This is a genomic window from Amycolatopsis sp. NPDC050768, assembly GCF_040654155.1.
Taxonomy (GTDB): domain Bacteria; phylum Actinomycetota; class Actinomycetes; order Mycobacteriales; family Pseudonocardiaceae; genus Amycolatopsis.
In genome coordinates, this window is sequence record NZ_JBFAHL010000003.1 from 567266 (window position 1) to 593689 (window position 26424).

A 26424-nucleotide genomic window follows, 5' to 3' on the forward strand; every position below is an offset into this window, starting at 1 on the left:
GGATTGGCTACATGCTCACTTCTTGAAGAAGCCGGTCACCTTCGCGGCCAGCTGCTGGATCATCGCCAGGGGCGAGGAGTCCATGCCCGACAGCGCCGGGACCTGAGCCACGGGCAGCGCCGGGACGGCGGGCAGAGCCGGCAGACCCGCGGTCGGCAGCGCCGGGACACCCGACGTCGGCAGCGTGGCGGGCACGCCCGGCAGAGCCGGCAGCGCCGTCACGGCGGGGAGCTGCTGCAGCGTCGGCAGGTTCGCCTTCACCGGGAGCTGAGCCGGGACGGCCGGCATGTCCGCGCGCTCGCCACCGACAGGCAGACCCGGCAGCTGCACACCGCTACCCAGACCCGACACGGTCGGCAGGGAGGTGGCGCCCTTGAGCTGGCCCAGCTCGTTCAGGGCCGACAGCCCGCTGACCGGCAGGTCGGCGCGCTCGGCACCCGGCAGCATCGCCATGGCGGGCAGGCCCGGCAGAGCACCGGCGTCCGGCAGGGCCGGCAGACCCGGCAGCGCGGGCAGACCCGGGGTGGCACCGGCGGCCGGCAGCGCCGACAGGGCCGGCAGCGCGGGCAGCTGAGCCGCACCGAGCTCGTTGCCGAGCGGGGTGTCGATCGACGGCTCGGACACGACGGTGTTGTCAGTGCCCTCCGCGGTCGCGGTGCCCAGCAGCTCCAGCGGGACGCCGAAGACCGGGACGTTGACCGGCAGGTGGTGGTAGAAGTTGTAGCCCGAGAGCGCACTTCCGTCACCGTCGGTGGTGGGGGTGCCACCGTTGGTCGCGGTGATGTTGTTGTCACCGGTCGCGTGGGCGACACCGGCCGCGGAAACGGCGTTGGTCACCACGTGCGGCACCGCGCTGACGGGGATGTCGAGGATATTGCCCGAAACCGAGCCCTCGAGACCCGACGTGGTGTCGTCACCGGCAGCGGTCACGTCCTGCGTGTTGGTGCTGTCGGCGGAGGACACGCCCGCCGCGGAAACCGAGTCCGCCACGACCGGGACGGCCGCCAGCGGGTCGGCACCGATGACGTTGCCCGCCACCGCGCCCGCGTCACCGTTGGTCAGCGCGGAGCCGCCCGCGGTCGACGCGACGTCGTTCGAACCGGCCGCGTGGCCCAGCGCCGCACCCGCGACACCGGTGCCCGACGGGTTCACCGCACCGGCGACCGGCGCCTTGATGATGTTGCCGGCGAGGCCGCCGCCCTGGCCGTCGGTGCTGGCGTGGCCGCCCGCGGTCGAGTCGGTCAGGTTGTCGGCCTGCGCGGTGCCGATGCCGGCCACCGCGCCGCCGATCCCGTGGCCCTGGACGGGCAGCGAGACCGGGGCTTCGATGATGTTGCCCGCGCCCGCGCCCTTGGTGCCGGTCGCGTGCGTGTCCCAGCCGGCACCCGAGGTGGTGTCGCCGGTGGCGTTGCCGTGGCCCTGGCCCACGAACGCGCCGCCGATGCCGAAGACCTGCACCGGGGCCGACACCGGGACGGTGCCGAGGTTCGAGCTCAGGAAGCCGTTGTCGTCAGCGGTGTTGCCGCCGCCGCCGGCCTGGACGACCTTGGTCTCGTGCGCGTCGGCCGAGCCCTGGCCGATGAACGAGCCGCCCACGCCGAAGACCTCGGCGGGCACGCCCACCGGGACCTGGACGACGTTGCCCGAGCCCGAGGAGTCGGTGCCCTGGCTGCCGTCGTAGCCACCGGCCGTGACGGTCTTGGTCTCGTTCGACGTGCCGGAGGCGTTGCCGATGTGGCTTCCGCCGATGCCGTGCACCTCGGGAGCGCCCGCCACCTGGCTGTTGACGACGTTGCCGCCCAGCACGGTGTCGTTGCCACGGGTGTAGCTGCCGTTGCCCGCGTTGGCGTCGGTCGTGTTGTCGCACGCGGCGTGCGCGTTACCGATGTAGGTGCCGCCGACGCCGCACGCCTCGACGGGCAGGGCGACGGCCGGGTCGACCACGTTGCCCGCGCCCGCGGCCTGCTGGCCCGAGGTCTTGACGAAGCCGCCGGAGTCGACGGTGCTCGAGTGCGAGCTGCCGACCGAGCGCTCGGGCGACATGCCCGTGGTCGCGTTGCCGATCCAGGAGCCCGCCACGCTCGCCACGTTCGCGATCGGGCTGAGCTGAGCCGCCGCGGCGTTGCCGCCGAGGAACGACTGGTCACCGTCTGTCTCGAGGTAGGTCGGCGTGCCGGCCAGGCTACCCGGCCGCTTGTCGCCCGCCTTCGCGTCGGCCGAGGAGGAGGACGACGCGTCGGCGTCCGAGCCCCACACGCCACCGGCGTTGCCGTTGAACTTCACCGGCAGGGCGATGGGCGCGCCCACCACGTTGCCGGTGCCCGCGCCGCCCTTGCCGTCGGTCAGCGCGGAGCCGCCCGAGGTGGCCGTGGTGTCGGCGGTGTACTGGCTGTAGCCGTTGCCCAGGATCCAGGACGCGGCGTTGCCGGTCACCTGCACCGGGGTGGCGAACTGGCCGGCGACGACGTTGCCGGACAGGCCGGAGCCCTTGCCGGTGGTGTCGATGTTGCCGGTCTCGGTGGTGCTCTGGCTGGCCGAGCCGCCGTGCACCGCGCCGGACCCGCCCGCGAGGCCGACGCCGTTGCCGGCCAGCTGCACGGGGAGCGCCCAGTCGAGGGCGACGACGTTGCCCGCGAGCCCGGAGTTCTTGCCGGAGGTCGCGATGTCCTGGTTGTGCGAGTAGGTCTGCTCGTGCGACTTGCCGTCGACGTTCGCGTCACCCAGCACACCGACGGCGTTGTCGACGATCTGGATCGGCACGACGAGGTCGCCGGAGACCTTGTTGCCCTTGAGGGCGTCGTGGGTCGGCGTCAGCTGCCGCGGCGCGTCGGCCTTCGGCAGGCTGTCCGTCAGGTTGCTCGCCGCACCGCCGGGGCTCTTCGCCGAAGCGAGCGCGTCCTTCACGGCGGAGGTGACGGGCTTGGTGCTGACCTCACCCTGGTAACCAGGAACGTCCACCTGACCCAGCGGGGTGCCGATGGCGTTGTTGTCGACGTCGACCGGAACGGTGACGTTGAGGTCGAGCGGGGAGGCCGGGGTGTCAGGGTTGACGTTTTCGTCGGCCGAGGCGATGCCGGTGCCCAGCATCAACAACCCACCCGTGACCAACGCGGTCTGGAGTCCGCGCTTTGCCCAGGTCTGCATGGGGTTTTTCTCCTTCATTTCGGGTTCCCTTGCGGGCTTGTGGAGGTGCGCTTTTCGCCGTGTTCATCGAGGGGAAATGCGCACCAGAGGGGTGGTGCGGTGCGAGCGCGGAAAAGGGCGCATCGCGAGAAAACCCGCGGGGTTCAGTCGGTGACGCGAAGCAGGCACGACGAAGGTGCTCGAGCTTCAGGGCGCGTCAACGACCCCGCGGGTGAGGTGAATCAGTCAGGAGTGACGCCGGGCTGGTGGCCCGGGCTGAGCGGCGTGTGCCGCACACCGGCGCGGGTCGAACCCGCCACGGCGTTGTCGACGGCAGCGGTGACCCAGGAGGGGACACCGAAGTTGAGGCCGTCGAGGTGACCACCGGGGGCGGTGTTGTTGCCGCCGCCGGGGACAGTCGGGATGGAGGGGGGCGCCATCGGGAGCTGCGCCGGGGAGAACGGGTCGGGCAGGTTGCGGTGGTCGCCACGCGAAGGCGTGTCGACGCCCGCGCCTGCTGCCGCGAAGTCCTCGTGCGCGGAGCGGGAGAAGATCGCCCGCAGCGCGTCGGAGGTGGAAACCGCTGCGGCGCCGAGGTTCTGCGCCGTGTCACCGGTGGTGCCGGTGACGGCCGAGACGGGTGCGGCCGGCTCGACGGGCGAGCCCGGGAGCTCGGGGAGGTCGACCAGCGACCCCGTGTGGCTCGGGTCGAGCAGGTCCCACACCTTGCGGCCGAAGTCCTGCGCCTCGGGCGACGGGGCCGTGGCCTCGTCGATCACGCGGCGGGTGTCCTCGGGCTTGCGGGCGATGTGCTCGATCGCGCCGAGCGTGCGCGACGCCGGGTGCAGCACGGCGTCTTCACCGAGGTCGGTCACGGCGTCGCTGACGCGCCCGGACACCTCGTGGTCGGCCGTGGTGCGTACCTGGTCGCGGTGCGGCCCACCGATGTGGTCGCGCGGGTCGAGCGAGCAGATCGGCCGGTCGTGGCCCGGCTCGGACCACGTGGTGGCGTCCTGCTCGCACGCGGAGACGTTCTGCACGGCGCCCGCGGCGGTACCGGCGACGCTGCCGGCGAACTCCGAGACGCCGCCCGTGACGTCGCCGAGGTTGGCCACGGTCGCGTCGGTCACCGGGGTGACGCTGGGGATGGTGTCGGCCGAGGCAGCGGAGGAGGAGACGGCCCACGCGGCGGCGGTCGCGGCGACCGCGCCGCCGAGGACGAACAGCGCACGCGACGCGAGACGGGCGACGCGCTTCGCGTCCCGCCTCTCGTTCGCCGCGTTCGTCACTCGTGCTTCTCCTCGACTCGAAACGTCTGACTCGAAATGTTTTCGGGCTTTCGCTTTCCGAGCGACACTGAATCGTCGGAATTGCGTTCCCCATCGCCGGGTGTGCGACCGAGAAAACCAGGAGCAACACCCGTCACGCATCCTTGACACGACTTGATGCCACCATCGTGTGAACAACACAGAGTGTGGCTCAATCTCACGTTCGGTGATCACCACTGGCGGAGCGCGGTTACTCCGCAGTCGGCTGTCAAGCGCCACTTCGGGCGAACCGACGGACGCGCCGCCGCCCGCAGCACTGCGATTCGCCCGGAATGACAGGGCGGACCGATACGGTGGGCTTCGTGAGCCAGCCACCACGCGGACGGCGCGAGCAACCGTTCCTCACCGAGCACAACGACATCACCGGCCTGGTCCCGCGCGGACTCCGGGTGGCCGCGGCACTGGGGTGGCGGTTCATCGTCGTGATCGCCGCGCTGTACGCGGTGGTCTGGCTGATGGGTTACCTGGCGGCGGTGGTCATCCCGGTGTCCATCGCGCTGCTGCTCGCGGCGCTGCTCGCGCCCGCCGTGGAAAAGCTCGTGCAGGTCCGGTTCCCGCGCGGGCTCGCGACGGCGATCGTGCTGATCGCCGGGCTGGCCGTGCTGGGCGGCCTGCTCACGTTCGTGATCACGCAGTTCTCGAGCGGCCTGCCGCAGCTGCAGCAGCAACTCAACAACAGCCTCCACCAGATCCAGCGCTGGCTCACCGACGGGCCGATACACCTGCGCCAGGAACAGATCCAGGACTTCCTGAGCAATGCGATCGGGTTCATCCAGAACAACCAGGCCTCGCTCACGAACACCGCGCTGACCACGGCGGGCACCGTCGGCGAGATCCTCACCGGCTTCGTGCTCACCCTGTTCATCACGATCTTCTTCCTGGCCGGTGGCAACCAGATCTGGTCGTTCCTCGTGCGCGGCGTCCCCACGCGGGTGCGCAAGCGCGTGGACGTGGCCGGGCGCCGCGGTTTCGCATCGCTCGTCAGCTACATCCGCGCGACAGCCGCGGTGGCCGTGGTCGACGCCGTGGGCATCGGCATCGGGCTGTGGATCGTCGGCGTGCCGCTGGTGATCCCGCTGGCGACGCTGGTGTTCCTCGGTGCGTTCATCCCCATCATCGGTGCGGTGATCGCGGGCAGCGTCGCGGTGCTGATCGCCTTGGTCACCAAGGGATTCATCGGCGCGATCATCGTGCTGGCAATCGTGATCGGCGTGATGCAGCTGGAAAGCCACGTGCTGCAGCCGCTGCTGCTCGGGCGCGCCGTGCGGCTGCACCCGCTGGCCGTGGTGCTCGCGATCGCCACCGGCCTCGTCGCCGCGGGCATCGCCGGCGCGCTGCTGGCCGTGCCGCTGCTGGCGGTGCTCAACGCGGGCATCCGGTCGCTGCTCCACGAACACAATCCCGATCCCGAGGCCGTCGACGTGCTCCACGACCAAGCGGCGCAACCCAACGACGCCGAACCGGGCTCCGACGACGCCGAAGTGCCGACTCGGGGCGACGACGAGGAGAAGTGAGCACGCCGGCGACCCGCGACCCGGCAACGCCGCTGTGGCGCGGGGTCGTGCTGCTGCGCGTGGTCACGTGGGCGTTCGCGCTCGGCGTGGTGATCGCGCACCGCGGTGAGTTCCAGCGCGCGTGGCTGGCATGGGCCGTCGTCGGCGCGATGGGCGGGTGGACGCTGGTGTCGGGCGTCGCGTACCTGCGCGAAGGCGGCCGGTGGCGGTGGCTGGTGGTGCTCGACGTCGTGCTGACGACCGGGCTGATGTTGTTGTCGCCCTTCATCTTGTCGCCGACGCAGTACGCCGAGGCCGCGCCGCTGATCACCACGGTGTGGGCCGCGGTGGGACCGATCGCGGCGGCGACCCGCTTCGGCGCGGGCGGCGGTGTGCTGGCGGGACTCGTGGTCGCCGTCGGCACCGGCGTCGCGCGCGAACGCCTGGACCTCGACGTCTTCCGCGACGGTGTGCTGCTGTGCGCGAGCAGCGTGCTGATCGGCATGGCGGCCACCACGGCGCGGCGCTCGGCGGACGCGCTCGCGCTGGCGTTGCGCACGGAAGCCGCGACGGCCGAACGCGAACGGCTCGCGCGCTCGATCCACGACAGCGTGCTGCAGGTGCTCGCGCGCGTGCGCCGGCGTGGCATGGAGGTCGGCGGCGAGGCGGCCGACCTGGCGCGGCTGGCCGGTGAGCAGGAGATCGCGTTGCGCGCCTTGGTGACCACCGAACCGTCCTGGGCGGTGGCGAGCAACGGGACCGCGGACCTGCGTTCGGCGTTGCAGCTGCTGGCCACGCCGTCGGTTCAGGTCGCGACGCCCGCGGGGACCGTGGACCTGCCGGCGCACGTGACTTCGGAACTGGTGGCCGTCACGCGCGAGGCACTGTCCAATGTGGAGAAACACGCGGGACCGGACGCCCGCGCGTGGGTGCTGCTGGAGGAACTGGCCGGGGAGGTCGTGGTGAGCATCCGCGACGACGGCCCGGGCATTCCCGAAGGCCGGCTGGCACGCGCGGAGGCCGACGGGCACCTGGGTGTGGTGGAGTCCATCAGGGGCCGGGTGCGCGATCTCGGCGGCACCGCGGCCCTGGACAGCGCTCCGGGCCGCGGCACGGAGTGGGAGGTGCGCGTGCCGAACACGCCGGTGCCGAACAAGACCGCGCCGAACAAGAACGTGCGAAACAAAACGAGGGGCGGACGATGACGATTTCCGTGATGGTGGTCGACGACCACCCCATGTGGCGCGACGGCGTCGCCCGCGACCTGGGCGAAAACGGCTTCGACGTCCGCGCCACGGCGCCCGACGCCCCCTCCGCCGTCCGCATCGCCCGCACGGTCAGCCCGGACGTCGTCCTGATGGACCTCAACCTCGGCGGCACCTCCGGCGTCGACGCGACGCGTGAGATCACGACGGAACTGCCGGACACACGGGTGCTGGTGCTGTCGGCTTCCGGCGAGCACTCCGACGTGCTGGAGGCGGTGAAGGCGGGTGCCTCGGGATACCTGGTGAAGTCGGCGTCCGCGGCGGAGCTGGTGGACGCCGTTCGCCGCACGGCCGAGGGCGATCCCGTCTTCACGGCGGGTTTGGCGGGGCTCGTGCTGGGGGAGTACCGGCGGATGGCCGACGCGCCTTCGTCCGCCGAACCGGCGCCGCCGCGGTTGACCGAACGCGAGACGGACGTGTTGCGGCTGGTCGCGAAGGGGCTTACCGCGCGCCAGATCGCGGAGCGGCTGGTCCTGTCGCACCGGACGGTGGAGAACCACGTGCAGTCGACGCTGCGGAAACTGCAGCTGCACAACCGCGTGGAACTGGCGCGGTACGCGATCGAACACGGCCTCGACGAGGACTGATCGCTACGAAGCGCTGACTGCGGCCGTCTGCAGAGCGCCGGTCAGCTTGGCTTTCCCGAGCCGCCACGCGGGTTCGCCTGGGTGCCAAGCCGCGACGACCCCGTCGTCGAGCACGAGGTCGCCATCGTCGGTCCAGTCCAGCGACGAGTGCTTGAGGTTCTCGGTGGCGAACGGCATCGACGGTGACTGCTGCCAGGTCAGGTCCGTGAGGTCGAGCAGCCACACGTCGCGGGTCTGGAGGTCGGAGTTGTGCCACGAGGGCGAGCCGAAGTCGACGGCCGCGAAGTTGCCTTCCCGGCTCGGGACGACCAGGGGATTGCTCTGGGCCACCGGCGGCTGGACCTTCTCGCGGCTCCCGTCGCGCAGGTCGACGACCGTCAGGTCCGTGAGGCCGCCGAGGATGAGCCGGTTGCCGATCGCGGCGAGGATGCTCGGGGCCTGCTGCACGGTGCGTCCGGTGTCGGGGTCGATGAGGACGTCGACGGTTTCGGCGGTGCCGTTGTTCACGGTGATCAGCAGGCCGCGGGAGGTTTCCTCCCGCAGGATCGTGGTGCAGCTCGCCGTGGTGCCGCCGCCCAGCGCCGAGCCGGCGAGCGACACGTGCTCGAGCCGGCAGCTGTCCGGGGCGTCCTGGCGGATGACCCACACGCTCTTGGCGTCGGCGCCCGGCGCGAGGCTCACCGCCTGGCCGAGCGGCGTGGCCACGCCCGCGTAGGCGTAGACGTCGAACGGCTGGCAGGTCTGCTGGCACCGCGGCGAGGTGAGGATCACCGGGGTGCGACCGACGCGCTGCACCCAGACCAGCCGATCACCACCCGGCACGCCGGGCACGGTTCCCTTCGCGCCGGTGTCGGCGTCGAACAGGGTCGGTGGTGACGTGGCGAGCAGCAGCTGCACGTCGATCCCGCCGGTGGTGACCGACCCGGTGAGCCCGCTCGGCGGCGGCCCGCTCGGCCTGGGCATCGTCGTGGCCCTGGGGCTCGGAGCCGGGGTGGGGATCCCGCCCGTACACGCGGCCAGGAGGAAACTCGTCGCAACGAGGGCGACGCCGGCGCGAAATACGGGTCTGTTCAGGGTTTTTCCCCGATCTGACGAGGGAAATACGGTTCTACCATCGTTTGCATGGCCGAGGAAGAGACGACCGGCGCGGAGACCGCGACCGAGACGAAGCCGTTGACCGCACGCGACATCCGGGTGTCGGACGACGAGCGCGAACACGTCGTCGCCGTGCTCCAGAAGGCGATCGGGCTGGGGATGCTCAACCTCGACGAGTTCACGGAGCGCACCGACAAGGCGCTGGCGTCGCGTACGCGCGGCGAGCTGAACGCCGTGCTCACGGATCTGCCCGGCCTGCTGCACCCGGGGGCGGCGCCGAGTTACCCGGCTTACCAGCCGCCGACCAGCACGTATGCACCCGGTCGGCGCCTCGAGCTCAACGCCAAGTACTCGTCGCTGCAGCGCGGCGGCCCGTGGCTGGTGCCGGCGGCGCTGGTCGTGCGCAACAAGTACGGCAGCACGAAGCTGGACTTCACCGAGGCCCAGGTGTCGACGCCGGTCGTCGAGATCGAGCTGGACTCCAAGTGGGGTTCGGTCGAGATCATCATCCCGCCGCAGGCCGCGGTGGACTACAACGCGATCACCGAGATCAAGTTCGGTTCGCTCGACGACAAGACCGGCAGCAACGGCCGCGCCGGCAACCCGCGCTACGTCATCACGGGCCGCATCCACGGAGGCTCGCTGGTCATCCGCAACCCTCGGCGGGGCTTTTTCGGCTGACCGGCGATGCGGTGCCGGACCCGGTTTTCCATCCGTCGGCCGGGTCCGGCTCCGTCTTTTTCAGTTCTTTTAGTTCGCTGCCGCGCGCGCCGTGGCCGGATCGGCGCTGGCCAGCGCGTTGGTTGCTTTCGCTTCCGCCTCGGCCAGCGTGACCGCAGCCAGCGAAGCGCCGACCGCCCGCACCGCCGCCGCGTTCATCGACAAGCTCGTGAGGCCCAGGCCCGCGAGCACCACCGCGAGCCGCGGGTCGGCCGCCGCTTCGCCGCAGACGCCGGCGGGCTTGCCCGTCGCCTTCGCCGCGTCGCCGATCAGCTTGAGCAGCCGCAGCAACGCGGGCTGCCACGGGTCGTTCAGCTTCGCGACGGCGCCGAGCTGCCGGTCTGCCGCGAACGTGTACTGGGCCAGGTCGTTGGTGCCGACTGACACGAAGTCGACGACGCCCAGGATCTCCCGCGCGGACAACGCCGCCGCCGGGATCTCGATCATCACGCCCGCGCGCTCGATGCCCGCCGCGCGCACGCGTTCGGCGAACCACGCGGCTTCCTCGGCCGTCGCGACCATCGGGGCCATCACGGAGACCAGCGCGCCCGAATCCTGGGCCGCGCCCGCGATGGCCTCGAGCTGGCGGTCGAGCACCTCGGGCCGGTCGAACGCCACGCGCAGGCCGCGCACGCCCAGCGCCGGGTTGGGCTCGTCGTCGGGGTTGAGGAAGCCGAGCGGCTTGTCGGCGCCCGCGTCGAGCGTCCGCACGATCACCGGCTTGCCGCGGAACGGCGCCAGCACCGCCGCGTACGCCTTGCGCTGCTCGTCGACGGACGGCTCCGCCGGGGCGTCGAGGAAGCTGAACTCGGTGCGGAACAGGCCGACGCCCTCCGCTCCCGCGTCCGCGGCCGCCTGCGCGTCGGCGGGCGAGCCTACGTTGCCGTAGACCTTGACGACGTGTCCGTCCGCGGTCTGGCCCGTGCCGTTCCACTCGGCCGGCCCCGAGGCGACGGCCATGAGGACGGGCGCCGCCGGGTCCGCCGGCCGGACGAGGCCTGTGTCACCGTCGACGGCGAGCGCCTCGGCGTCGAGGGCGAGCAGCCCGCGAACAGCCACGACCGCCGGGATCCCGAGCGCGCGGGCGAGAATCGCGGTGTGGCTGGTCGGGCCGCCTTCCTCGGTGACAAGGGCGAGCACCTTCGCGGGATCCAGCCCCGCCGTATCCGCCGGCGCCAGGTCCCGCGCCACCAGCACGCTCGGCGACACCAGCTGCGGCACTCCCGGCGGCGCGACGCCCAGCAGCTCGGCCACCAGCCGGTCACGCACGTCGCGCACGTCGCGCACACGCTCCGCCATGTACCCCCCGGCCGCGGCCAGCGCCTCGGCAAACCCTTCGGCCGCCTGGTGAACCGCGCGCGCCGCCGGCAGGTTCTGCTCCGTCACCAGCTTCTTCGCCTGCGCGGCCAACGCCGGGTCGCCCGCCATCGCCGCGGTGGTGATCAGGATCGTCGCGGCCTCACCGGTCGCGGTCTCGGCCTGCGCCTCCAGCCGCGCGGCCACAGCCTGCGCGGCGGGCTCGATCCGCGCGGCCTCGGCGGCGGGATCGGCCGGTGCGGGGGTGCTCGCGGGCTCACCGAACGGCTCGGGGACGCGCACGACGGGGCCGCTCGCGCGCCCCGGGCTCACCGCGACCCCGGTCAGGGTCACGTCGGCGGTGGACTGACTCTCAGGCATGGTCTAGACCATAGCTCAGATATGTCTCGATATCCCGGGGTGGCGCGCACAATCCCCGGGACCGCACTCGTTCCAGCACCGGTCGCACCTCCTCCCGCCACCACGCGTCGGCCAGCTCTTCGCGGCTGCGCAGCGGGCGGCCGGTCAAAGTCTGCCGGAAACCCCAGGCCTCCGCCGAATCCGCGAGACGGAACCAGTCGGCCGGCTCGTCGAGCCACAGGCCCACGCGCACGTCGTCGGCGAGCGGCACGCGTTCCAGGAACAGCCGTTCCGCGGTCTTCGACGGCAGATCGGCCAGCGTCAGGCAGCTCAGCGCGCACGCGACGGTGCTGATCCAGTGCACCTGGGCAGGCACCACCTTGGCGCCCCGCGCCCGGGCGAGCGCCACGCGGTGGTGGCCGTCCTCCACGAAGTACAGCTCGCCGAGGCGCACGAGCCGGACCGGCGGAAGGTCGGCCGCCGTGGTCGCGAGGGCCTCCCACCTCGGCCGCAGTGCGCGGTTGAGCGGCCGGAAGAACCGGTCGAAGTCACCGACGCGCGCGACCGTACCCACCACGCGCGTGACCGGGATGTCGCGGACGCCCTCGTCGGTCTCGGCCTGCCTGCCGAGCGCCGCCAGCGTCTCGTCGAGCGGCAACAGGGCCAGCGCGTCGGGACGGCGGGCGTCGGCGATCGCCTTCAGCTGTGCGGCGTACCCCCGCCACCAGGCGGAACCGAACGAATCGCCCATGTAAATGACAACGCGGCCCGGCCGCGGGTCATTCCAGCTCGGCGGACGTCGGGTACGACGGCTGCGCACCAGGGCGGGTCACGCTCACCGCGGCCACCCGCACCGCACGGCGCGTAGCGTCGACGAGCCCCGCCCCCTCGGCCAGCGCGGCGGCGAGAGCTCCGGCGAACGCGTCGCCGGCGCCGGTCGTGTCGACGGCCTGGACCTGCGGCGACGCGACTTCCGTGACGCCTTCGGATGCCACCACCACGGCGCCCTTCGGACCCAGCGTGACCACGGCCGCGCGCGGGCCCAGCTCCAGCAGCTCGCGTGGATCGGCGCCGGGCGAGCCGAGCAGGTACGCGGCTTCGTGCTCGTTGACCAGCAGGACGTCGAGCGCGCCGAGCGTCTCGGGCGGCAGCCGGGCGGCGGGCGAGAGGTTGAGCAGCACCGGCACACCCTTCGCCGCGGCGCGCGCCACGGCGTGCTCGACGGTCGGCAGCGGCACTTCCAGCGACAGGACCACGATCTTCGCGCCGTCGAGGACCACATCGGTGAGGTCGCCGGGCGCCAGTGCGGAGTTGGCGCCGGGCGAGACGAGGATCGAGTTCTCGCCGTCGGGTGTCACGGTGATGTAGGCGATGCCGGTGGGCCTGCGGACAGTCCGCAGGTGCTCGGTGCCGACACCCGCGCCGGCGAGCGAATCACGCAGCAGCTCGCCGTACGGGTCGTCGCCGATCGCGCCGAGCAGAGCCACGTCCGCGCCAAGACGGCCCGCCGCGACCGCCGTGTTCGCGCCCTTGCCGCCGGGAGACAGGACGGTGTCGCCGCCCAGGACGGTTTCGCCGCCGGCCGGGCGGCGGTCAACGGGGACGACGAGGTCGGCGTTGGCGGAACCCACCACCAGCACGGCTGCACACATGGTCGACACCTTGCCACGGGTGCGCTCGGGCGCAGGTCACGCACCGTCCGTGCGCAAAAGTGAAGGTTTTTGTAACTTATCCGGCGCCCAGTGCGACAATCAGGCGAGCAGCGGCTGCCCGTCACTCGATCGGGGGATCCATGTCCCCCAGGCGTCACTTCTGACACGGGTTCCGCTCTTGTGGAGCGTCACTGTCCTTGAGCCAGTGGCGTTGCCCCGACCGGAAGCGCACCGGAGAGGGCATCGGGTCGCCGGCGCCGATCACGTAGCCCCCCGAGTGATCGGCGTCGGCGGCGCCCCGACCAGCGCGGCCACGGCCCGCGCGGCCGGCATCGAGACACCCGAAGCGAGCACGAAGTCGCCGCCATCGCGCGACAGCACGCGCACGACGCCGCCCGCCTCGGCCGTCAGGGCGGAAATCTCCTCGCGGCGCACCGAGACCCCGTTGTCGTACCGAGGTATCCACACCACACCGTCGCCGTCCACAGTGAACGCGCCCCGTGTGCCACGGTGCCGGGTCCACACCAGCGCGGCGACGCACAGCGCGACCGCGATCAGCCCGGGCACCGTGACCGGCAGCCACGTCCGCACGATGAGCACGGCTGCGAGCAACGCCACCGTGCCCCCGATCGCCGCCTGGCGCGCGCCCGAAGCCTTGCTCGCGCGCACCGTCACGCTCTCGCCGGCAGCCGGCGTTCGCTTCACCGAGGCCCACCGCACCACCGTCGCCGCCACCCGTTGCAGGCCGAACCCGCCGCGCCGGACCTCCAGGGACGGCCACCGCACCAGCCCCGGCCGCTCCGTCTCGACGGCGGCCGCCAGCCGGTGGGCCTCGCCGGGTTCGAACAGCGTCGACAGGACGAAGCCGTGGGGACCGCGGCGGCTGAACCGGTTGACCAGGCGATCCTCGGCAGAAGGAGCCAGGTACACCTCGACCCGGTTGTGCTTCTCGACCAGCACGACCGCGCTGAGGTCGCCCCACGGCAGCACGAGCCGCGCGTCGTGAACGGGGAACCGCAGGCCACGCGAAGTGACCTCGACGCTCAGCCGCTCCTTGCGCATGCCGCGCCGCCCGACGGGGATGCAGCCCAGCAGCACGAGCCCCACCAGGGCGATCACGGACCCGGCGTACAGACCGGCGCGGCTCACCGTCATGAGCACGCCGCCGAAACCCGCGATGAGAAGCCCGGGCACCAGCAGCAGCAACGTCGCCAGCCGCACCTGATCCGGTGGAACAGGCGCGGGGTAGGTGACCGTGGTGATTTCGTCCATCTCGGACGAAGTGTGACAGAACGCGCCCGGGGTTTCCCTACCCCGTTCGGCGGACGACCGGGTGTTTTCGCAGCTCAACGACCGCTAGCGTCGAACGCATGAAAATTTCGGACTGGAAACGAGTGGTCTACGCCCTGCTCGCCCTGCCCGCCTGCTTCGGCGGCAGACGCGCCCGGCAGCTGCTCGCGGAGCGACTCTTGAACGTCCCGCCGCGCGAAGGGACCCCTCGCTACCTGGCCGCGGCCGGGGTGAGCGTGGTGGCCATCCCGTTTTCGCTGCTCATCGGGTTCCTGGTGTGGCGGATCGCGACGTACGGCCTGTTCTGGGACCCCTCGACGGCCGACGAATCGTGGGGCGGACCGTCGCTCATCGGGGCCTGGCTCGTGCACTTCTGGTGCGCACTGGGCATGGTCGTGGTGGCCATGTGGGTGCTGCGTCCGCTCACCGATCTGCAGGCCCGGCTGCTCTCCGGCCACGTTGTTACGGGAACAACGGTGCCGACCACCTAGAATGTCCGGATGAGCAGCCCCACGCGAAGGGGCCGCGCGCGAGCGGCTACCGAGCAGGACATCCGCCGGACCGCCCGGAGACTGCTGGTCGAACAGGGTCCGGACGCCGTGACGCTCCGGGCGATCGCCCGGGAGCTGGGCATCACCGCGCCGGCCCTGTACCGCTACTACGAATCGCGCGACGACCTGGTGGAGAAGCTGCGCCTCGACGTGATCGCCGATCTCGCCGCCGAGCTCGCCGAGGACGTCGCCGTGCTCCCCGACGACGGGATGGCGCAGCTGTTCGCCATCTGCAAGGGCTTCCGCCGCTGGGCGCTCACGCACACCAAGGAGTTCACGCTGGTGTTCGCGTCGCCCACGGGCGGCGTCGGCACCACGGCGGGCAGTGCGCTGCACCGCCTCGACGAGCCGTTCGGCCGCATCTTCCTCGCCGCCGCCGGCCAAGTCCTCGCCACGCACGACCTGGTCATGCCGCCGAACGACGTCGTCCCGCCCGAGCTGCGCGACGACCTCACCGCGTTCCAGAGCGAGCTGCTCGCCGTGCTCGGCGAGTCGGGCCGCGCGATCGCGCCCGAGAAGCTGGACCTCGGGCTCACGTACCTGATGATCCAGTTCTGGGCGCGCCTCTACGGCCACGTGACGCTCGAGGTGTTCGGCAATTACCCGATCCCCGTGTCGAAGCCGGACATCCTCTTCGAGGCCATCCTCACCGACCTGGCCCGCGACGTGGGGCTGTACGCCGGTTAGGCCGTGTGGCCGCCGTCGACCGACAGCGTCGCGGCGGTGATGTACGCGCTCGCCGGGCCGGCGAGGTAGGCGACGGCGTCGGCGACTTCCTCGGCCGTGCCGTAGCGCCCGACCGCGGTGAGCGACTTCTGGTCGTCGGCGAACGGGCCCTCGGCCGGGTTCATGTTGCCTCGCTGCCACCCAAGAAGGTTCGGTTTCGCGCACGGCCGGACACGGGTTGTGACAAACTCACCTTCGGATCTTGAAGGGGAGGGCCGGGGTTGCTGCACGTCCAGGGGCTGGTGAAGGACTACGACGGGCGCCGGGTGGTGGAGGGCGTGTCGTTCGCGTTGCAGCCGGGCACGGTCACCGCGTTCCTGGGCCCGAACGGCGCCGGGAAGTCGACGACGCTGCGCATGATCTGCGGCCTGACCCGCCCCACGGCGGGCACGGCGACGATCGCCGGGCGGCGGTTCGCGGAGTGGCCCAACCCGGGACACGTCGCGGGCGTACTGCTCGACGCGGCCGCCGTGCATCCCGGCCGCACGGGCCGTCACCACCTCGTGAACGGCGCCAAGCTCATGCGCCTGCCCAGCTCGCGCGCCGACCAGGTGCTCGCGCAGGTCGGGCTCAGCGACGCGGCGAACCGGCGCATCGGCAAGTACAGCCTCGGCATGCGCCAGCGCCTCGGGCTCGCGCACGCGCTGCTCGCCGACCCGCCCGTGCTCATCCTCGACGAGCCCATCAACGGCCTCGACCCCGAAGGAATCCGGTCCACGCGGCAACTCCTGCGCGGCTACGCCCAACGCGGCGGCACGGTGCTGCTGTCGAGCCACGTGCTGTCCGAAGTGGACCAGACGGCCGACCGCATCGTGATGATCGGCCACGGCCGCGTCGTCGCCGACGGGCCGCTCGCGAGCTTCGCCGGCCCCGCGCGGACGGTCGTGCGCACCAACGACGTGCCCAAACTCGGCACCGCCCTGCAGCGCGCGGGCCTCGACGTCCGACAGACCGGCCCCGACGCGCTTTCCGTCGCCGCCCCGACGGAGCGCGTCTCGGAGATCGCGTTCGCCGCACAGGTGCGGGTGCTCGGGCTGGCCGAGGAACAGCAGAACCTGGAAGAGCTCTTCTTCCGCCTCACGGGAGGTCCGCGATGATCCCGATGCAGACGCCTGTGCAGCAACAGCCGGCGTGGGCGACCGGTGCTGCGAAGCGCGCTTCGTTCGGCACGGTGGTGGGTGTCGAGCTGCGGAAGTTCACCGCCACGCCGGCCGACAAGATCCTGCTGATCGCCGGACCCATCGCGGTGGTGCTGCTGTCGATCCTGTTCATGGTCGACCCGTTCAACCCGGTGACCATGCGCAAACAGCTGGGGACCGTGGTGACCACCATCCGGTTGGCGGCGATCCTCGTGGACGTCGCCCTGGTGAAGCTCATCGCGAGCGAGTGGCACTACCGCAGCGCCCAGCCCACCCTGCTCGCCCAGCCCTCTCGGCTGAGGTACGTGCTGGCCCAGGGCGCGATCGCCGCCGGCGCCTGGGTGCTCGTGGCCGGCCTGCACATCCTGATGACCTTCACCTACTTCGCTGGTGTGCTTGACGACCACGACGCCGAGAACCTGCTGACGATCCGGGTGGGCACCACGATCGGAGTGTGTCTGCTCGGGTCGTTCCTCATGACCCTGCTGGCCGTCTCGATCGCGTGGCTGATCCCGAACACCGCCGGCGCGATCGCCGCCTACTGCCTGATCTCGATCCTGTTCGTGATCGTGCAGGCCAATCAGGACTTCGCAGGCTGGGTCGATCCGGTCGAACCCGCGCGACAGCTCGGCGGGCTGTCCACGCACGGCCCGATCGCGCTGGCCACATCGCTGGTGCTCTGGCTCGGGGTCACGGCGCTCGGCGTCACTCGCGCTGCGCGGCGGGAAGCCGCCTAGCGGACAAGGGAGCCGCCGCCGGGATCGACCGCGGCGAAGTAGTCGCCCGCCATTCTGCGCAGCGGCGGGCAGTACTTGTCGGCGGCGCGGCGGTAACCGTCGATGGACGAGTCGTCCGCGCCGCCTTGGTGGAAGGTGTCGAACGCCAATGGCTCCGCGGAGCCGGTGTTCACGATGAGGGAGCACCCGTTCATCCCGGCCGAAGTCACGGCGTAGTAGCGCCCGAGCAGGATTTCTCGGCGGAAGTGGCTGCTCAACCCCGATTCGGACATCCACGCGGACTGCCACGGGTCGGGTTGGCGGCTGTCGGCGGCGTCCGTGTGCACGACGAGTAGCCCATCGGCCGAGTTGATGTCGCAGGCCTTGACGTTCGGGTCGAAGGTCGGCTGGCTGGTGGCACCGAGTGCGGCGAGCAGAGCAGGGTTGCGCTCGAACTGGGTGCAGCTGTCGGGGAACACGTTGGGCCGGGTGGTCACCGTCGGCAGCTTGTCGTAGGCGATCGAGTCGGCGGGCAGGGTCGGCGCCGGCTTGCCCGGGGCCGGACCGGGCGCCACGGCGCAGCCGGTCAGAGCGAGGGCAGCGGCGAGTACCGGCAGAACGGTGAGCGATCGACTACGCACGGCGAGCACGTTACCGGCCCGGGCACGAGACCCGGGCCGGAACGCGCGAATTCACCAGCACTGAAACACCAGCGCCGATTCACAGCACGATGTTGACCAACCGCCCCGGCACCACGATCACCTTGCGCGGCGTCTTGTCGCCCACCAGCGCGGCCACCTTCTCGTCCGCCAGAGCCGCGGCCTGCACGGCCTCCGAAGCAGCATCCGCCGGCACCGTCACGCGCGCCCGGACCTTGCCGTTGACCTGGATCGGGTACTCCACCGAGTCCTCGACCAGGTACTGCTCGTCGACGACCGGGAAGGGGCCGTGGACCAGGGAGTCGACGTGGCCCATGCGGTGCCACAGCTCCTCGGCGACGTGCGGCGCCAGCGGAGCCAGCAGCAGCACCAGCGGCTCCGCCACCTCGCGCGGGGTGCCGGCAGCCGAGCCGTACACCTTCGTCAGGTGGTTGTTCAGCTCGATCAGCTTCGCGCCCGCGGTGTTGAACCGCATCTCCGCGTAGTCCTCGCGGACGCCGGCGATGGTGCGGTGCAGCAGCTTGCGGTCGACCTCCGACGGGTCGTCGGCGGTCACGCGCAGCTCATCGGTCTGCTCGTCGATCAGCAGGCGCCACAGGCGCTGCAGGAACCGGTGCGCGCCGACGACGTCCTTGGTCGCCCAGGGGCGGGACATGTCCAGCGGGCCCATGGACATCTCGTACACGCGGAAGGTGTCGGCGCCGTAGGTGTCCGACATCTCGTCGGGCGTCACGGCGTTCTTCAGGCTCTTGCCCATTTTCCCGTACTCCTGGGTGACCTCCTCGTCACCCAGGAAGAACTTGCCGTCGCGCTCCACGACCTCGTCGGCCGGCACGTGCACGCCGCGCTTGTCCTTGTAGGCGTACGCCTCGATGTAGCCCTGGTTGAACAGACGCCGGTACGGCTCCTTCGACGACACGTGGCCCAGGTCGAACAGCACCTTGTGCCAGAAGCGCGAGTACAGCAGGTGCAGCACCGCGTGCTCGACGCCGCCGACGTACAGGTCCACGCCACCCGGGTCGTCCACGCCGTGCTCGGCCGGGCGCGGGCCCATCCAGTAGGCCTCGTTCTCGGGCGCGCAGAACACGTCCGGGCTGTCCGGGTCGACGTAGCGCAGCTGGTACCAGCACGAACCCGCCCACTGCGGCATCACGTTGGTGTCGCGGCGGTACTTCTTCGGCCCGTCGCCCAGGTCCAGCGTGACCTCGACCCACTCGGTCGCACGCGACAGCGGCGGCGACGGCTCGGAGTCGGCGTCGTCCGGGTCGAAGGTCTTCGGCTTGTAGTCGTCGACGTCCGGCAGCACCACGGGCAGCTGGTCCTCGGGCAGCGCGATCGGCATCCCGGTCTCGTCGTAGACGATCGGGAACGGCTCGCCCCAGTAGCGCTGGCGCGCGAACAGCCAGTCGCGCAGCTTGTACTGCACGGTGCCCTCGCCGGCGCCCTGCTCCTCCAGCCACGCGATGATCGTCTTCTTCGCGTCGGCGACACCCATGCCGTCCAGCGACACGGTGTCATTGGCGGAGTTGATCGCCGCGCCCTCGCCGGTGAACGCCTCGCCGTCGAAGCCCTCGCCCGGGTCGACCGTGCGGACGATCTCCAGCTCGAACTTCTTGGCGAAGTCGTAGTCGCGCTGGTCCTGCGCCGGCACGGCCATGATCGCGCCGGTGCCGTAGCCCATCAGCACGTAGTCGCCGATGAAAACCGGGATTTCCTTGCCGTTGACCGGGTTCACCGCGAACGCGCCGGTGAAGACGCCGGTCTTCTCCTTGTTCTCCTGACGGTCCAGATCGGACTTGCGCGACGTCGCCAGGCGGTACTCCGCGACGGCGTCGGCCGGGGTCTTCGCGCCACCCGTCCACACGGCCGGGTGCTCACCGGCCCACTCGGCCGGCGTCAGCTTGTCGACCAGCGGGTGCTCGGGCGCCAGCACCATGTAGGTGGCGCCGAACAGCGTGTCGGGTCGCGTGGTGAAGACCTCGATCTTCTCGTCCCCGGAAGCGCCGGCGGCGAACGCCACCCGCGCACCCTGCGAACGCCCGACCCAGTTGCGCTGCATGGACTTGACCTTCTCGGGCCAGTCCAGCAGGTCCAGGTCGTCGACCAGCCTGTCCGAGTACGCGGTGATCCGCATCATCCACTGGCGCAGGTTCTTGCGGAACACGGGGAAGTTGCCCCGGTCGCTGCGCCCGTCGGCGGTCACCTCTTCGTTGGCGACGACCGTGCCCAGGCCGGGCGCCCAGTTCACCGGCGCCTCGGAGATGTAGACCAGGCGGTGGTCGTCGATGACCTTGCGGCGCTCGACGTCGCTCAGCTCGCTCCACGCGCGCCCGTCGGGCGTCGGGCGCTCACCTGACGCGTACGCCTTCTCCAGGTGCTCGATCGGGCGCGCCTTGCCCGCCTGCTCGTCGTAGTAGGAGTTGAAGATCTGCAGGAAGATCCACTGGGTCCACTTGTAGTAGTCCGGGTCGATCGTCTCGATCGAACGGCGCTCGTCGTGGCCCAGGCCCAGGCGCTTCAGCTGGCTGCGCATCGTGGCGATGTTCGCCTCGGTGGTCGTGCGCGGGTGCGTGCCGGTCTGCACCGCGTACTGCTCGGCCGGCAGGCCGAACGCGTCGTACCCCAGCGTGTGCAGCACGTTGCGGCCGATCATGCGGTGGTAGCGCGCGTAGACGTCCGTGCCGATGTAGCCCAGCGGGTGCCCGACGTGCAGGCCCGAGCCGGACGGGTACGGGAACATGTCCTGCACGAACAGCTTGTCCGACGGCACCGGCTCACCCTCGACCGCCAGCGCGCCCGTCGGGTTCGGCGCGTGGTAGGTGCCGTGGTCGGACCAGTAGTCCTGCCAGCGGCGCTCGATCTGCCCCGCGAGCTCCGCGGTGTAGCGGTGCGGCGGGGTGTTCTCGGCGCCGGGAGCGCCGTCACCCGTGGTCGGGGTGGGCGCCGTGGACTCTGTCATCGCCGTCTTCCTCCGTGATCGGACCACTCCAGAAACAACTCGACCCCTCAAGCCCGAAGGCATGAGGGGTCGCCGCGCCGGCCGGGCCAAGGGTTGGCCGAGTCAGCGCGGCAGGCCAAGGAGCAGCCGAGCCGTGTTCATACACTCATTTTAACGTGGTGGTCAAAGCTGTTCCGACGGGACTGCCAAAGCGATGACCTGCGTCACCTGCGTCGCGGAGAAGTTGTTGTCGCTCACGAAGACCAGGCTGCGTTCACCGTTCGGCAGCGCCGGGCCCCAGGCCATGCCCTCGACGTTGTCCACCGCGGAAACGTAGTCCGACAAGTCGGCGATCAGCTTCTTCTTCACCGGCTTCACGCCCTTCGCGCCGGCGAGGGATTTCACGTTCAGCACATTGGTCGCGCCGGACGTGTCGATCTCGTACACCCGCACCTTGTTACCCACACCGGTGACGAACGAGCGCTCCATCATGAGGAACTTCGTCGGGTCGAGCTGGTTCACCGCGAGCATCGAGGACACGCCGGTGTCGGCGAACGCGCCGGCCGGCACCGGGGTCGCGAACAGCTTCTCCTGCGGGTACGCGTACTGCGCGAGTACCTGGCCCGTCCGCGCCTGCAGGGTGACCCGCGAAAGCGCGCCGGACGTCAGGGTCGGCGGCGGGCCGTCCTGCAGCAGCGGCGCCTCGACCTCGCTGGCCAGCAGCGCGCCGAAGCCGGTGTAAGCGAGGCCTTCGAGCACGTAGTTGCGGCGCGGGCCGGCGTCGGCGGTCATCTTCTCGTCGGCCGGCAGCGGCAGGTCACGCACGTAGCGGCCGTCCCGGGTCGCCTCACGGATGGAGGGCTGGATGAACGAGTCCGCCAGCCGGTCGCCTTCCTGCGACCAGGTGTACCCGCCGGTCCACGGGTCCACGCGCAGCTCTTCGGGGTCGATCGTCTGCTCGTTCTGCGGCGCCGTCGGATCGTTCTGCGCGAGCGGTGGGTACGGCGTGCCGTCGGGACGCAGCAACGGCTTCGTGCCGGTGAACGTCACCGGGCCGAGGTGGTGGGCGTCGAGGGAGAACTTCGCCGTGTAGAAGCGGGCGGGGTTGATCGCGGAGCGGTCGTCGCAGATGAAGGCGTAACCGCCGGTGCGCGGGTCGAAGTCGATCGACGACAAGCCGCCGACGGTGGTGCCCTGGAACTGGAGGGCGTTGGGCACGAGCTGCTCGCCGATGAGGCGAACGGGGCGGGCGTGACTCTCCGAAAGAACCTCAGCGCTCGCGGCCGGAGCGGCGAGCAGGGAAAGGGGCAGTGCCCCGATCAAGGCGGCGGTGAGCACGCGGCGTCGCTGGGACGAAGACATGGCGTGTAGCACAACGGACGAGGGTATCCACCACGTTGCCGGGAGGTCACGCTTATCCTCAGGGGGTGTTCGCTATCGCGCTCGTCCCGATCGTGCTGGGTCTCGTCGTCGGCTGGGGTGGCTTCCTCGGCTTCCGCGAACGGCTGACCCGCGAAAGCGGTACTGGTGTCCGCACGGCGGCTTCGCTGCGCAGTGACGCCGCCTTCAAGCTGGCCAACCGGGTGGCGAGCGTGCCGACGCTCGCGGGCGGCGCCGTCGGCGTGATCGCCGGGCTGGCGGGCCTCGCCACGGGCACCACAGCCGGGATCGTCGCCGCGGCTTTTGTTGGTGTGCTGGGGATGCTGGTGCTGGTCGTGGGTGGCGGGGTGCTCGGCGCCCGCGCCGCGCTGACCGTGCCTGCCCCGGCTCCGGCCGCCCCCGCGGGCTGCAGCGGCTGCGCGTGCGGCTCGGGTGGCTGCGGCGTGTTCCAGAAGGCCGACAGCTAGTTCCGCTGCAGGTCGCCCGGGTGGGTGGCCAGCAACGCGATCGGCACGCCCTGGCGACGCAGCACCTGGCCCCAAAGGTCACGGTTGGGCGAGGCCAGGATGTCGCTCGGCAGCGCGGGCACGATGACCCAGTCGTCGCGCTCGATCTCGCCCGCCAGCTGCCCGGAGTCCCAGCCCGAGTAGCCGGCGAAGACGCGTACGCCACGCACCTTCGGCACGAGCGCTTCCGGGTCCGTGTCGAGGTCCACGAGCGCCACCGGCCCGCGCACGGCGATCACGCCGGGCACGCTCGCCGCTGTCTCGCCCGTGCGTAGCGCGGCCAGGCACAGAGCCGTTTTCTTCTCCACGGGACCGCCGACGAACACCGACTGCGGCTCCGCCACGTGCCCGCCCCAGTTGGGGAGCACGTCGTGCACCGGGACGTCGCTCGGGCGGTTCAGGACCACGCCGAGCGTGCCCTCGTCGCGGTGATCGATGACGAACACCACGGTCCGCTTGAAGTTCGGGTCGAACATCGTGGGTGCGGCGACCAGGAGCGTTCCCGGTTCAACCTCGGCGTCCGCTGGCACGCCGCCAATCCTCCCACTTCCCGCCCCGAGAATTTCGTCGGCACGGGAACACCAACCACTCGTGCCCCGTTGGGAACAGTAGGCCGGCGCACTCCGTGTCCCCCGGGCTCACTGAAGAACAGCCTTTGTGGAATACCAGTTCGGCTGGAGCCACACTGCGCCAAGCCGCCGAGAGGCGACCAAGTGCGCCGGCCGCCAACCTCCCTCAGCCGTGCCACGTCCGCGGTCGCAGCGGCAGGCCCGATGTGCCCTCGTCCGGAGTCCGCAGCGCCAGGACCTGGTTCACGCCGATCTGGTTGCTCTCGAACGCGAGCGCCGAAGCCGCCATGTACATCCGCCAGACGCGGGCGCGACCGGCTCCGGCGAGCCCCGTGGCCCGGTCCCAGTCGGCTTCCAGATTGGCGACCCAGCGGCGCAGGGTCAGCGCGTAGTGCTCGCGCAGCGCTTCGACATCGCGCACCTCGAACCCGGCGCGCTCCAGCTGCGTCACGGTCGTGCCGACCGGCGCGAGCTCGCCGTCGGGGAAGACGTAGGCGTCGATGAACCCGTCCAGCTGGTACTCCGACTCGTCCTCGCGCGGCCGGCGGCCGATCTGGTGGTTGAGCAGTTTGCCGCCCGGACGAAGCAGGGCGTAGAGGTCGCGGGCGTACTCCAGGTAGCTCTCGGCGCCGACGTGCTCGGCCATACCGATGGAGGAGATCGCGTCGTAGGGACCGTCGGAGACGTCGCGGTAGTCCTGCACGCGGATCTCCACGCGGTCGGTCAGCCCCGCCTCCGCCACGCGCTTGCGGGCGTACGTGGCCTGCTCCTCCGAGAGCGTCACGCCGACGACGTGCACGCCGTGCTCGCGCGCCGCGTGCAGCGCCATCGAGCCCCAGCCGCAGCCGACGTCGAGCAGGCGCTGGCCCTCGCGCACACCGAGTTTCCGGCAGACGAGCTCGAGCTTGTCGCGCTGGGCCGTCTCCAGGGTGCTGCTTTCGGACCAGTAGGCGCACGAGTAGACCATCGACGGCCCGAGGACGAGCTCGTAGAAGTCGTTGCCCACGTCGTAGTGGTGGCTGATCGCCCGCTTGTCGCTGCGCCGGGTGTGCCGGTGGCGGGGCCGGCGCACCTCCTCGGGCGGCCGCGGGGGCGGCAACGGCGGTCCGGCGAGCTTCAGCAGCTCGCCGATGGCGCCCCGCACCTCCGGGTCCCGCAGTGCGCCGAGAACACTGCCGCCCGCCGCCTCGTCGCGCTCCCAGATCAGCCCCGAAATGGCCCCGAGCGCGGTGTAGAGGTCCCCTTCGAGGCCGAGGTCGCCGGACACCCAGGCGCGGCCCAGGCCCAGCTCGCCCGGCTTGAACAGCAGGCGACGGAGGGCGCGGCGGTTGCGCACCACGAGCACGGGCGCGCCTTCCGGACCGGCCTGGGAGCCGTCCCACGCTCGGATCTGCAGCGGGAGCTCAGCTCCGAGCAGCTTCTCTGCGGCACCCACCAGCCGCGACGCGGCGCCGGTCATAGCCACACCCCTCTCCCGAAGACGACAGTCGGACGTCTGTCCTCTACGTAAAACGCTTTCACACCCTTTCGCAGTCCCCCATAGGCGTCACAGCTCAGTAAAATCCCGCCGGTTCACTGGGCGAAGTGCGCTCATTAGGACCTTCTGGGCCGTTCACGCCGTAGCTACGCTGGCCCCCGTGACGATCAGCGCGACAACGGAGCGGATCGGGCCGAGGCTCCTGGTCCGTGATCGCGAGTTCCGCAGGCTGCTCTACACCCGGTTCGCCGCGCAGTGGGGCGACGGCGTGTACCGGGCGGGCCTCGCGGGTGCCGTGCTGTTCAACCCCGAGCGCGCCGCCGACCCGCTGGCCATCGCCGAGGGCTTCGCGGTGCTGCTGCTGCCGTACTCCGTGGTGGGACCGTTCGCGGGCGCGCTGCTCGACCGGTGGGACCGCCGGCGCGTGCTCGTGTTCGCGAACCTGCTGCGGGCGGTCGCCATCCTCGCGTCGGCCGCCGCGGTGGGCACGGGTCTCGGCGGGCCGGGGCTGTTCTCCCTCGCGCTGCTGGCCGAGGGCTTGTCGCGCTTCATCGGCTCGGGTCTTTCGGCTTCCCTGCCGCACGTGGTCCCGGCGCCGAGCGTCGTGTCCGCAAACGCTTTCGCGACCACGCTCGGGTCGGTGCTGGCCGTGGTCGGCGGTGGGTGCGCCATCCTGCTGCGCGTGGTCTTCGGCGCGGGCAACCTCGGCTCGGCCGAGACGACGGCGTGCGCCGCGCTGGGCGCGCTCGTCTCGGCGCTGATCGCCCGGCGGTTCACGCGCGGGGTGCTCGGGCCGACGGTCGTCGACGAGCCACCGAACCCGTTCCTCGCCGTCGCCCGCGGTCTCGCAGACGGCGCCCGCCACGCCTGGCGCGCGCCGAGCGTGACGGCCGGGTTCATCGCGCTGTTCGCCCACCGCGCGGCCTACGGCATCTCGCTGCTGGTCACCGTGCTGCTGATGCGCAACTACTTCACCGACAACGGAGTCTTCCGCGCCGGCCTGCCCGGGCTCGGGCAGATGGCCGCGCTCGCCGGCGCGGGCATCCTCGTGGCCGGGCTGCTCACGGCGCGGCTGATCCGCGGCTTCGGCCGGCTGCGCGCGATCCTCGGCGCGCTGCTGGTGGCCGCCGTCGCCCAGTCGGCGCTCGGGCTGCCGATGGTGCTGCCGCTGGCGTTGCTGGCGTCGTTCCTCATCACCGGCGCGGGTCAGGTGCTCAAGCTGTGCGTCGATTCGTCGATCCAGCTCGACGTCGCCGACGAGGCCCGCGGCCGCGTGTTCGCCCTGTACGACACGCTGTTCAACATCACCCAGGTGGCCGCCGTGGCCATCGGCGCGGTCTTCATCGCGGACAACGGGTACTCGCCGGGACTGATGATCGCGGCCACGATCTGCTACTTCCTCGGCGGCGCCGGTTACCTCGTGGCGCGCCGCCGCGCGGTGCCGGACCGGCCGAACTGATTCGCTGCCGCAAACCGTTGAGCCGAACGGGGTCAGTGATCGTCTCATTGGCATTAGAGTGACGCGTGACCCGGCCGGGTGAACCCCGGCGAGTG

Annotated in this window: 23 protein-coding genes; 10 read left to right on the forward strand and 13 right to left on the reverse strand. The window is 71.3% G+C overall.

Annotated features, from left to right (window positions below; genetic code table 11):
* Nucleotides 1-15: 15 nt before the first annotated feature.
* Together AB0H62_RS12845 and AB0H62_RS12850 are read right to left on the reverse strand one after the other, a co-directional pair.
* Nucleotides 16-3144 carry a PE-PGRS family protein gene (locus tag AB0H62_RS12845; RefSeq protein ID WP_360585946.1) on the reverse strand — a complete coding sequence of 1043 codons (3129 nt, stop codon included), beginning with the start codon at nt 3142-3144 and terminating at the stop codon, nt 16-18.
* Between the two features lie 221 nt (nt 3145-3365).
* Nucleotides 3366-4412 (reverse strand): hypothetical protein, encoded by a 1047-nt coding sequence (locus AB0H62_RS12850; protein ID WP_360585948.1) that lies wholly within the window; start codon nt 4410-4412, stop codon nt 3366-3368.
* A gap of 341 nt (nt 4413-4753) precedes the next feature.
* On the opposite strand from AB0H62_RS12850, the gene AB0H62_RS12855 reads away from it, so the two are divergent.
* From AB0H62_RS12855 to AB0H62_RS12865, 3 genes are read left to right on the forward strand one after another with little or no spacing between them, the layout of a single operon-like run.
* A complete protein-coding gene (locus tag AB0H62_RS12855; RefSeq protein WP_255638566.1) occupies nt 4754-5965 on the forward strand; it encodes an AI-2E family transporter in 1212 nt (403 codons plus the stop codon).
* Entirely contained in the window at nt 5962-7149 is a 1188-nt protein-coding gene (locus AB0H62_RS12860) for a DUF5931 domain-containing protein (protein ID WP_360585950.1), read from the forward strand. The genes AB0H62_RS12855 and AB0H62_RS12860 overlap by 4 nt, the downstream gene beginning before the upstream one ends.
* Nucleotides 7146-7796 (forward strand): response regulator transcription factor, encoded by a 651-nt coding sequence (locus AB0H62_RS12865; protein ID WP_220245361.1) that lies wholly within the window; start codon nt 7146-7148, stop codon nt 7794-7796. Before AB0H62_RS12860 ends, AB0H62_RS12865 begins: the two co-directional genes overlap by 4 nt.
* A 3-nt stretch (nt 7797-7799) precedes the next feature.
* Here the strand turns inward: AB0H62_RS12865 and AB0H62_RS12870 are convergent, their stop codons facing one another.
* A complete protein-coding gene (locus tag AB0H62_RS12870) occupies nt 7800-8759 on the reverse strand; it encodes a hypothetical protein (protein ID WP_255638567.1) in 960 nt (319 codons plus the stop codon).
* A gap of 159 nt (nt 8760-8918) precedes the next feature.
* Here AB0H62_RS12870 and AB0H62_RS12875 point away from each other — a divergent pair, with 159 nt between their 5' ends.
* Entirely contained in the window at nt 8919-9572 is a 654-nt protein-coding gene (locus AB0H62_RS12875) for a DUF1707 domain-containing protein (protein ID WP_220245362.1), read from the forward strand.
* Between the two features lie 69 nt (nt 9573-9641).
* Here AB0H62_RS12875 and ptsP read toward each other — a convergent pair whose 3' ends face one another.
* The 4 genes from ptsP to AB0H62_RS12895 form a co-directional block, all read right to left on the reverse strand.
* Entirely contained in the window at nt 9642-11288 is a 1647-nt protein-coding gene (ptsP, locus tag AB0H62_RS12880; protein WP_360585953.1) for a phosphoenolpyruvate--protein phosphotransferase, read from the reverse strand.
* Nucleotides 11281-12018, reverse strand: a complete 738-nt coding sequence (locus AB0H62_RS12885; RefSeq protein ID WP_360585955.1) for a hypothetical protein — start codon at nt 12016-12018, stop codon at nt 11281-11283. The genes ptsP and AB0H62_RS12885 overlap by 8 nt, the downstream gene beginning before the upstream one ends.
* Nucleotides 12019-12046: 28 nt before the next feature.
* On the reverse strand, nt 12047-12919 hold the full coding sequence (locus AB0H62_RS12890; RefSeq protein WP_220245365.1) for a ribokinase: 873 nt from the start codon (nt 12917-12919) through the stop codon (nt 12047-12049).
* Nucleotides 12920-13180: 261 nt separating this feature from the next.
* Nucleotides 13181-14191, reverse strand: coding sequence for a hypothetical protein (locus tag AB0H62_RS12895; RefSeq protein ID WP_220245366.1), 1011 nt, complete (start codon nt 14189-14191; stop codon nt 13181-13183).
* A 98-nt stretch (nt 14192-14289) separates the two neighbouring features.
* Here AB0H62_RS12895 and AB0H62_RS12900 point away from each other — a divergent pair, with 98 nt between their 5' ends.
* Nucleotides 14290-14700, forward strand: coding sequence for a hypothetical protein (locus tag AB0H62_RS12900; protein ID WP_220245367.1), 411 nt, complete (start codon nt 14290-14292; stop codon nt 14698-14700).
* Nucleotides 14701-14709: 9 nt separating this feature from the next.
* Nucleotides 14710-15447 carry a WHG domain-containing protein gene (locus tag AB0H62_RS12905; RefSeq protein WP_220245368.1) on the forward strand — a complete coding sequence of 246 codons (738 nt, stop codon included), beginning with the start codon at nt 14710-14712 and terminating at the stop codon, nt 15445-15447.
* Here AB0H62_RS12905 and AB0H62_RS12910 read toward each other — a convergent pair.
* Nucleotides 15444-15611 carry an SDR family oxidoreductase gene (locus tag AB0H62_RS12910; RefSeq protein WP_220245369.1) on the reverse strand — a complete coding sequence of 56 codons (168 nt, stop codon included), beginning with the start codon at nt 15609-15611 and terminating at the stop codon, nt 15444-15446. The two genes, AB0H62_RS12905 and AB0H62_RS12910, sit on opposite strands and share 4 nt — an antisense overlap.
* Nucleotides 15612-15707: 96 nt before the next feature.
* Here AB0H62_RS12910 and AB0H62_RS12915 point away from each other — a divergent pair, with 96 nt between their 5' ends.
* Complete coding sequence (locus tag AB0H62_RS12915) at nt 15708-16583, forward strand: ATP-binding cassette domain-containing protein (protein ID WP_220245370.1); 876 nt, start codon at nt 15708-15710, stop codon at nt 16581-16583.
* Entirely contained in the window at nt 16580-17362 is a 783-nt protein-coding gene (locus AB0H62_RS12920) for a hypothetical protein (RefSeq protein WP_360585959.1), read from the forward strand. Before AB0H62_RS12915 ends, AB0H62_RS12920 begins: the two co-directional genes overlap by 4 nt.
* Here AB0H62_RS12920 and AB0H62_RS12925 read toward each other — a convergent pair.
* From AB0H62_RS12925 to AB0H62_RS12935, 3 genes are all read right to left on the reverse strand, one after another.
* On the reverse strand, nt 17359-17982 hold the full coding sequence (locus tag AB0H62_RS12925; protein ID WP_360585960.1) for a hypothetical protein: 624 nt from the start codon (nt 17980-17982) through the stop codon (nt 17359-17361). The genes AB0H62_RS12920 and AB0H62_RS12925 overlap by 4 nt on opposite strands.
* 79 nt (nt 17983-18061) lie before the next feature.
* Nucleotides 18062-20959 (reverse strand): leucine--tRNA ligase, encoded by a 2898-nt coding sequence (gene leuS / locus AB0H62_RS12930; protein ID WP_360585962.1) that lies wholly within the window; start codon nt 20957-20959, stop codon nt 18062-18064.
* Between the two features lie 162 nt (nt 20960-21121).
* Nucleotides 21122-22300 carry an esterase-like activity of phytase family protein gene (locus AB0H62_RS12935; RefSeq protein ID WP_360585964.1) on the reverse strand — a complete coding sequence of 393 codons (1179 nt, stop codon included), beginning with the start codon at nt 22298-22300 and terminating at the stop codon, nt 21122-21124.
* Between the two features lie 65 nt (nt 22301-22365).
* Here AB0H62_RS12935 and AB0H62_RS12940 point away from each other — a divergent pair, with 65 nt between their 5' ends.
* Entirely contained in the window at nt 22366-22785 is a 420-nt protein-coding gene (locus tag AB0H62_RS12940; RefSeq protein WP_220245374.1) for an SdpI family protein, read from the forward strand.
* Here AB0H62_RS12940 and AB0H62_RS12945 read toward each other — a convergent pair.
* Nucleotides 22782-23363, reverse strand: coding sequence for a YqgE/AlgH family protein (locus AB0H62_RS12945; protein ID WP_220247264.1), 582 nt, complete (start codon nt 23361-23363; stop codon nt 22782-22784). The genes AB0H62_RS12940 and AB0H62_RS12945 overlap by 4 nt on opposite strands.
* A gap of 196 nt (nt 23364-23559) precedes the next feature.
* Nucleotides 23560-24852 (reverse strand): class I SAM-dependent methyltransferase, encoded by a 1293-nt coding sequence (locus AB0H62_RS12950; protein WP_360585967.1) that lies wholly within the window; start codon nt 24850-24852, stop codon nt 23560-23562.
* Between the two features lie 178 nt (nt 24853-25030).
* On the opposite strand from AB0H62_RS12950, the gene AB0H62_RS12955 reads away from it, so the two are divergent.
* Nucleotides 25031-26329 carry an MFS transporter gene (locus tag AB0H62_RS12955; RefSeq protein WP_220245376.1) on the forward strand — a complete coding sequence of 433 codons (1299 nt, stop codon included), beginning with the start codon at nt 25031-25033 and terminating at the stop codon, nt 26327-26329.
* The last annotated feature ends 95 nt before the right edge of the window (nt 26330-26424 follow it).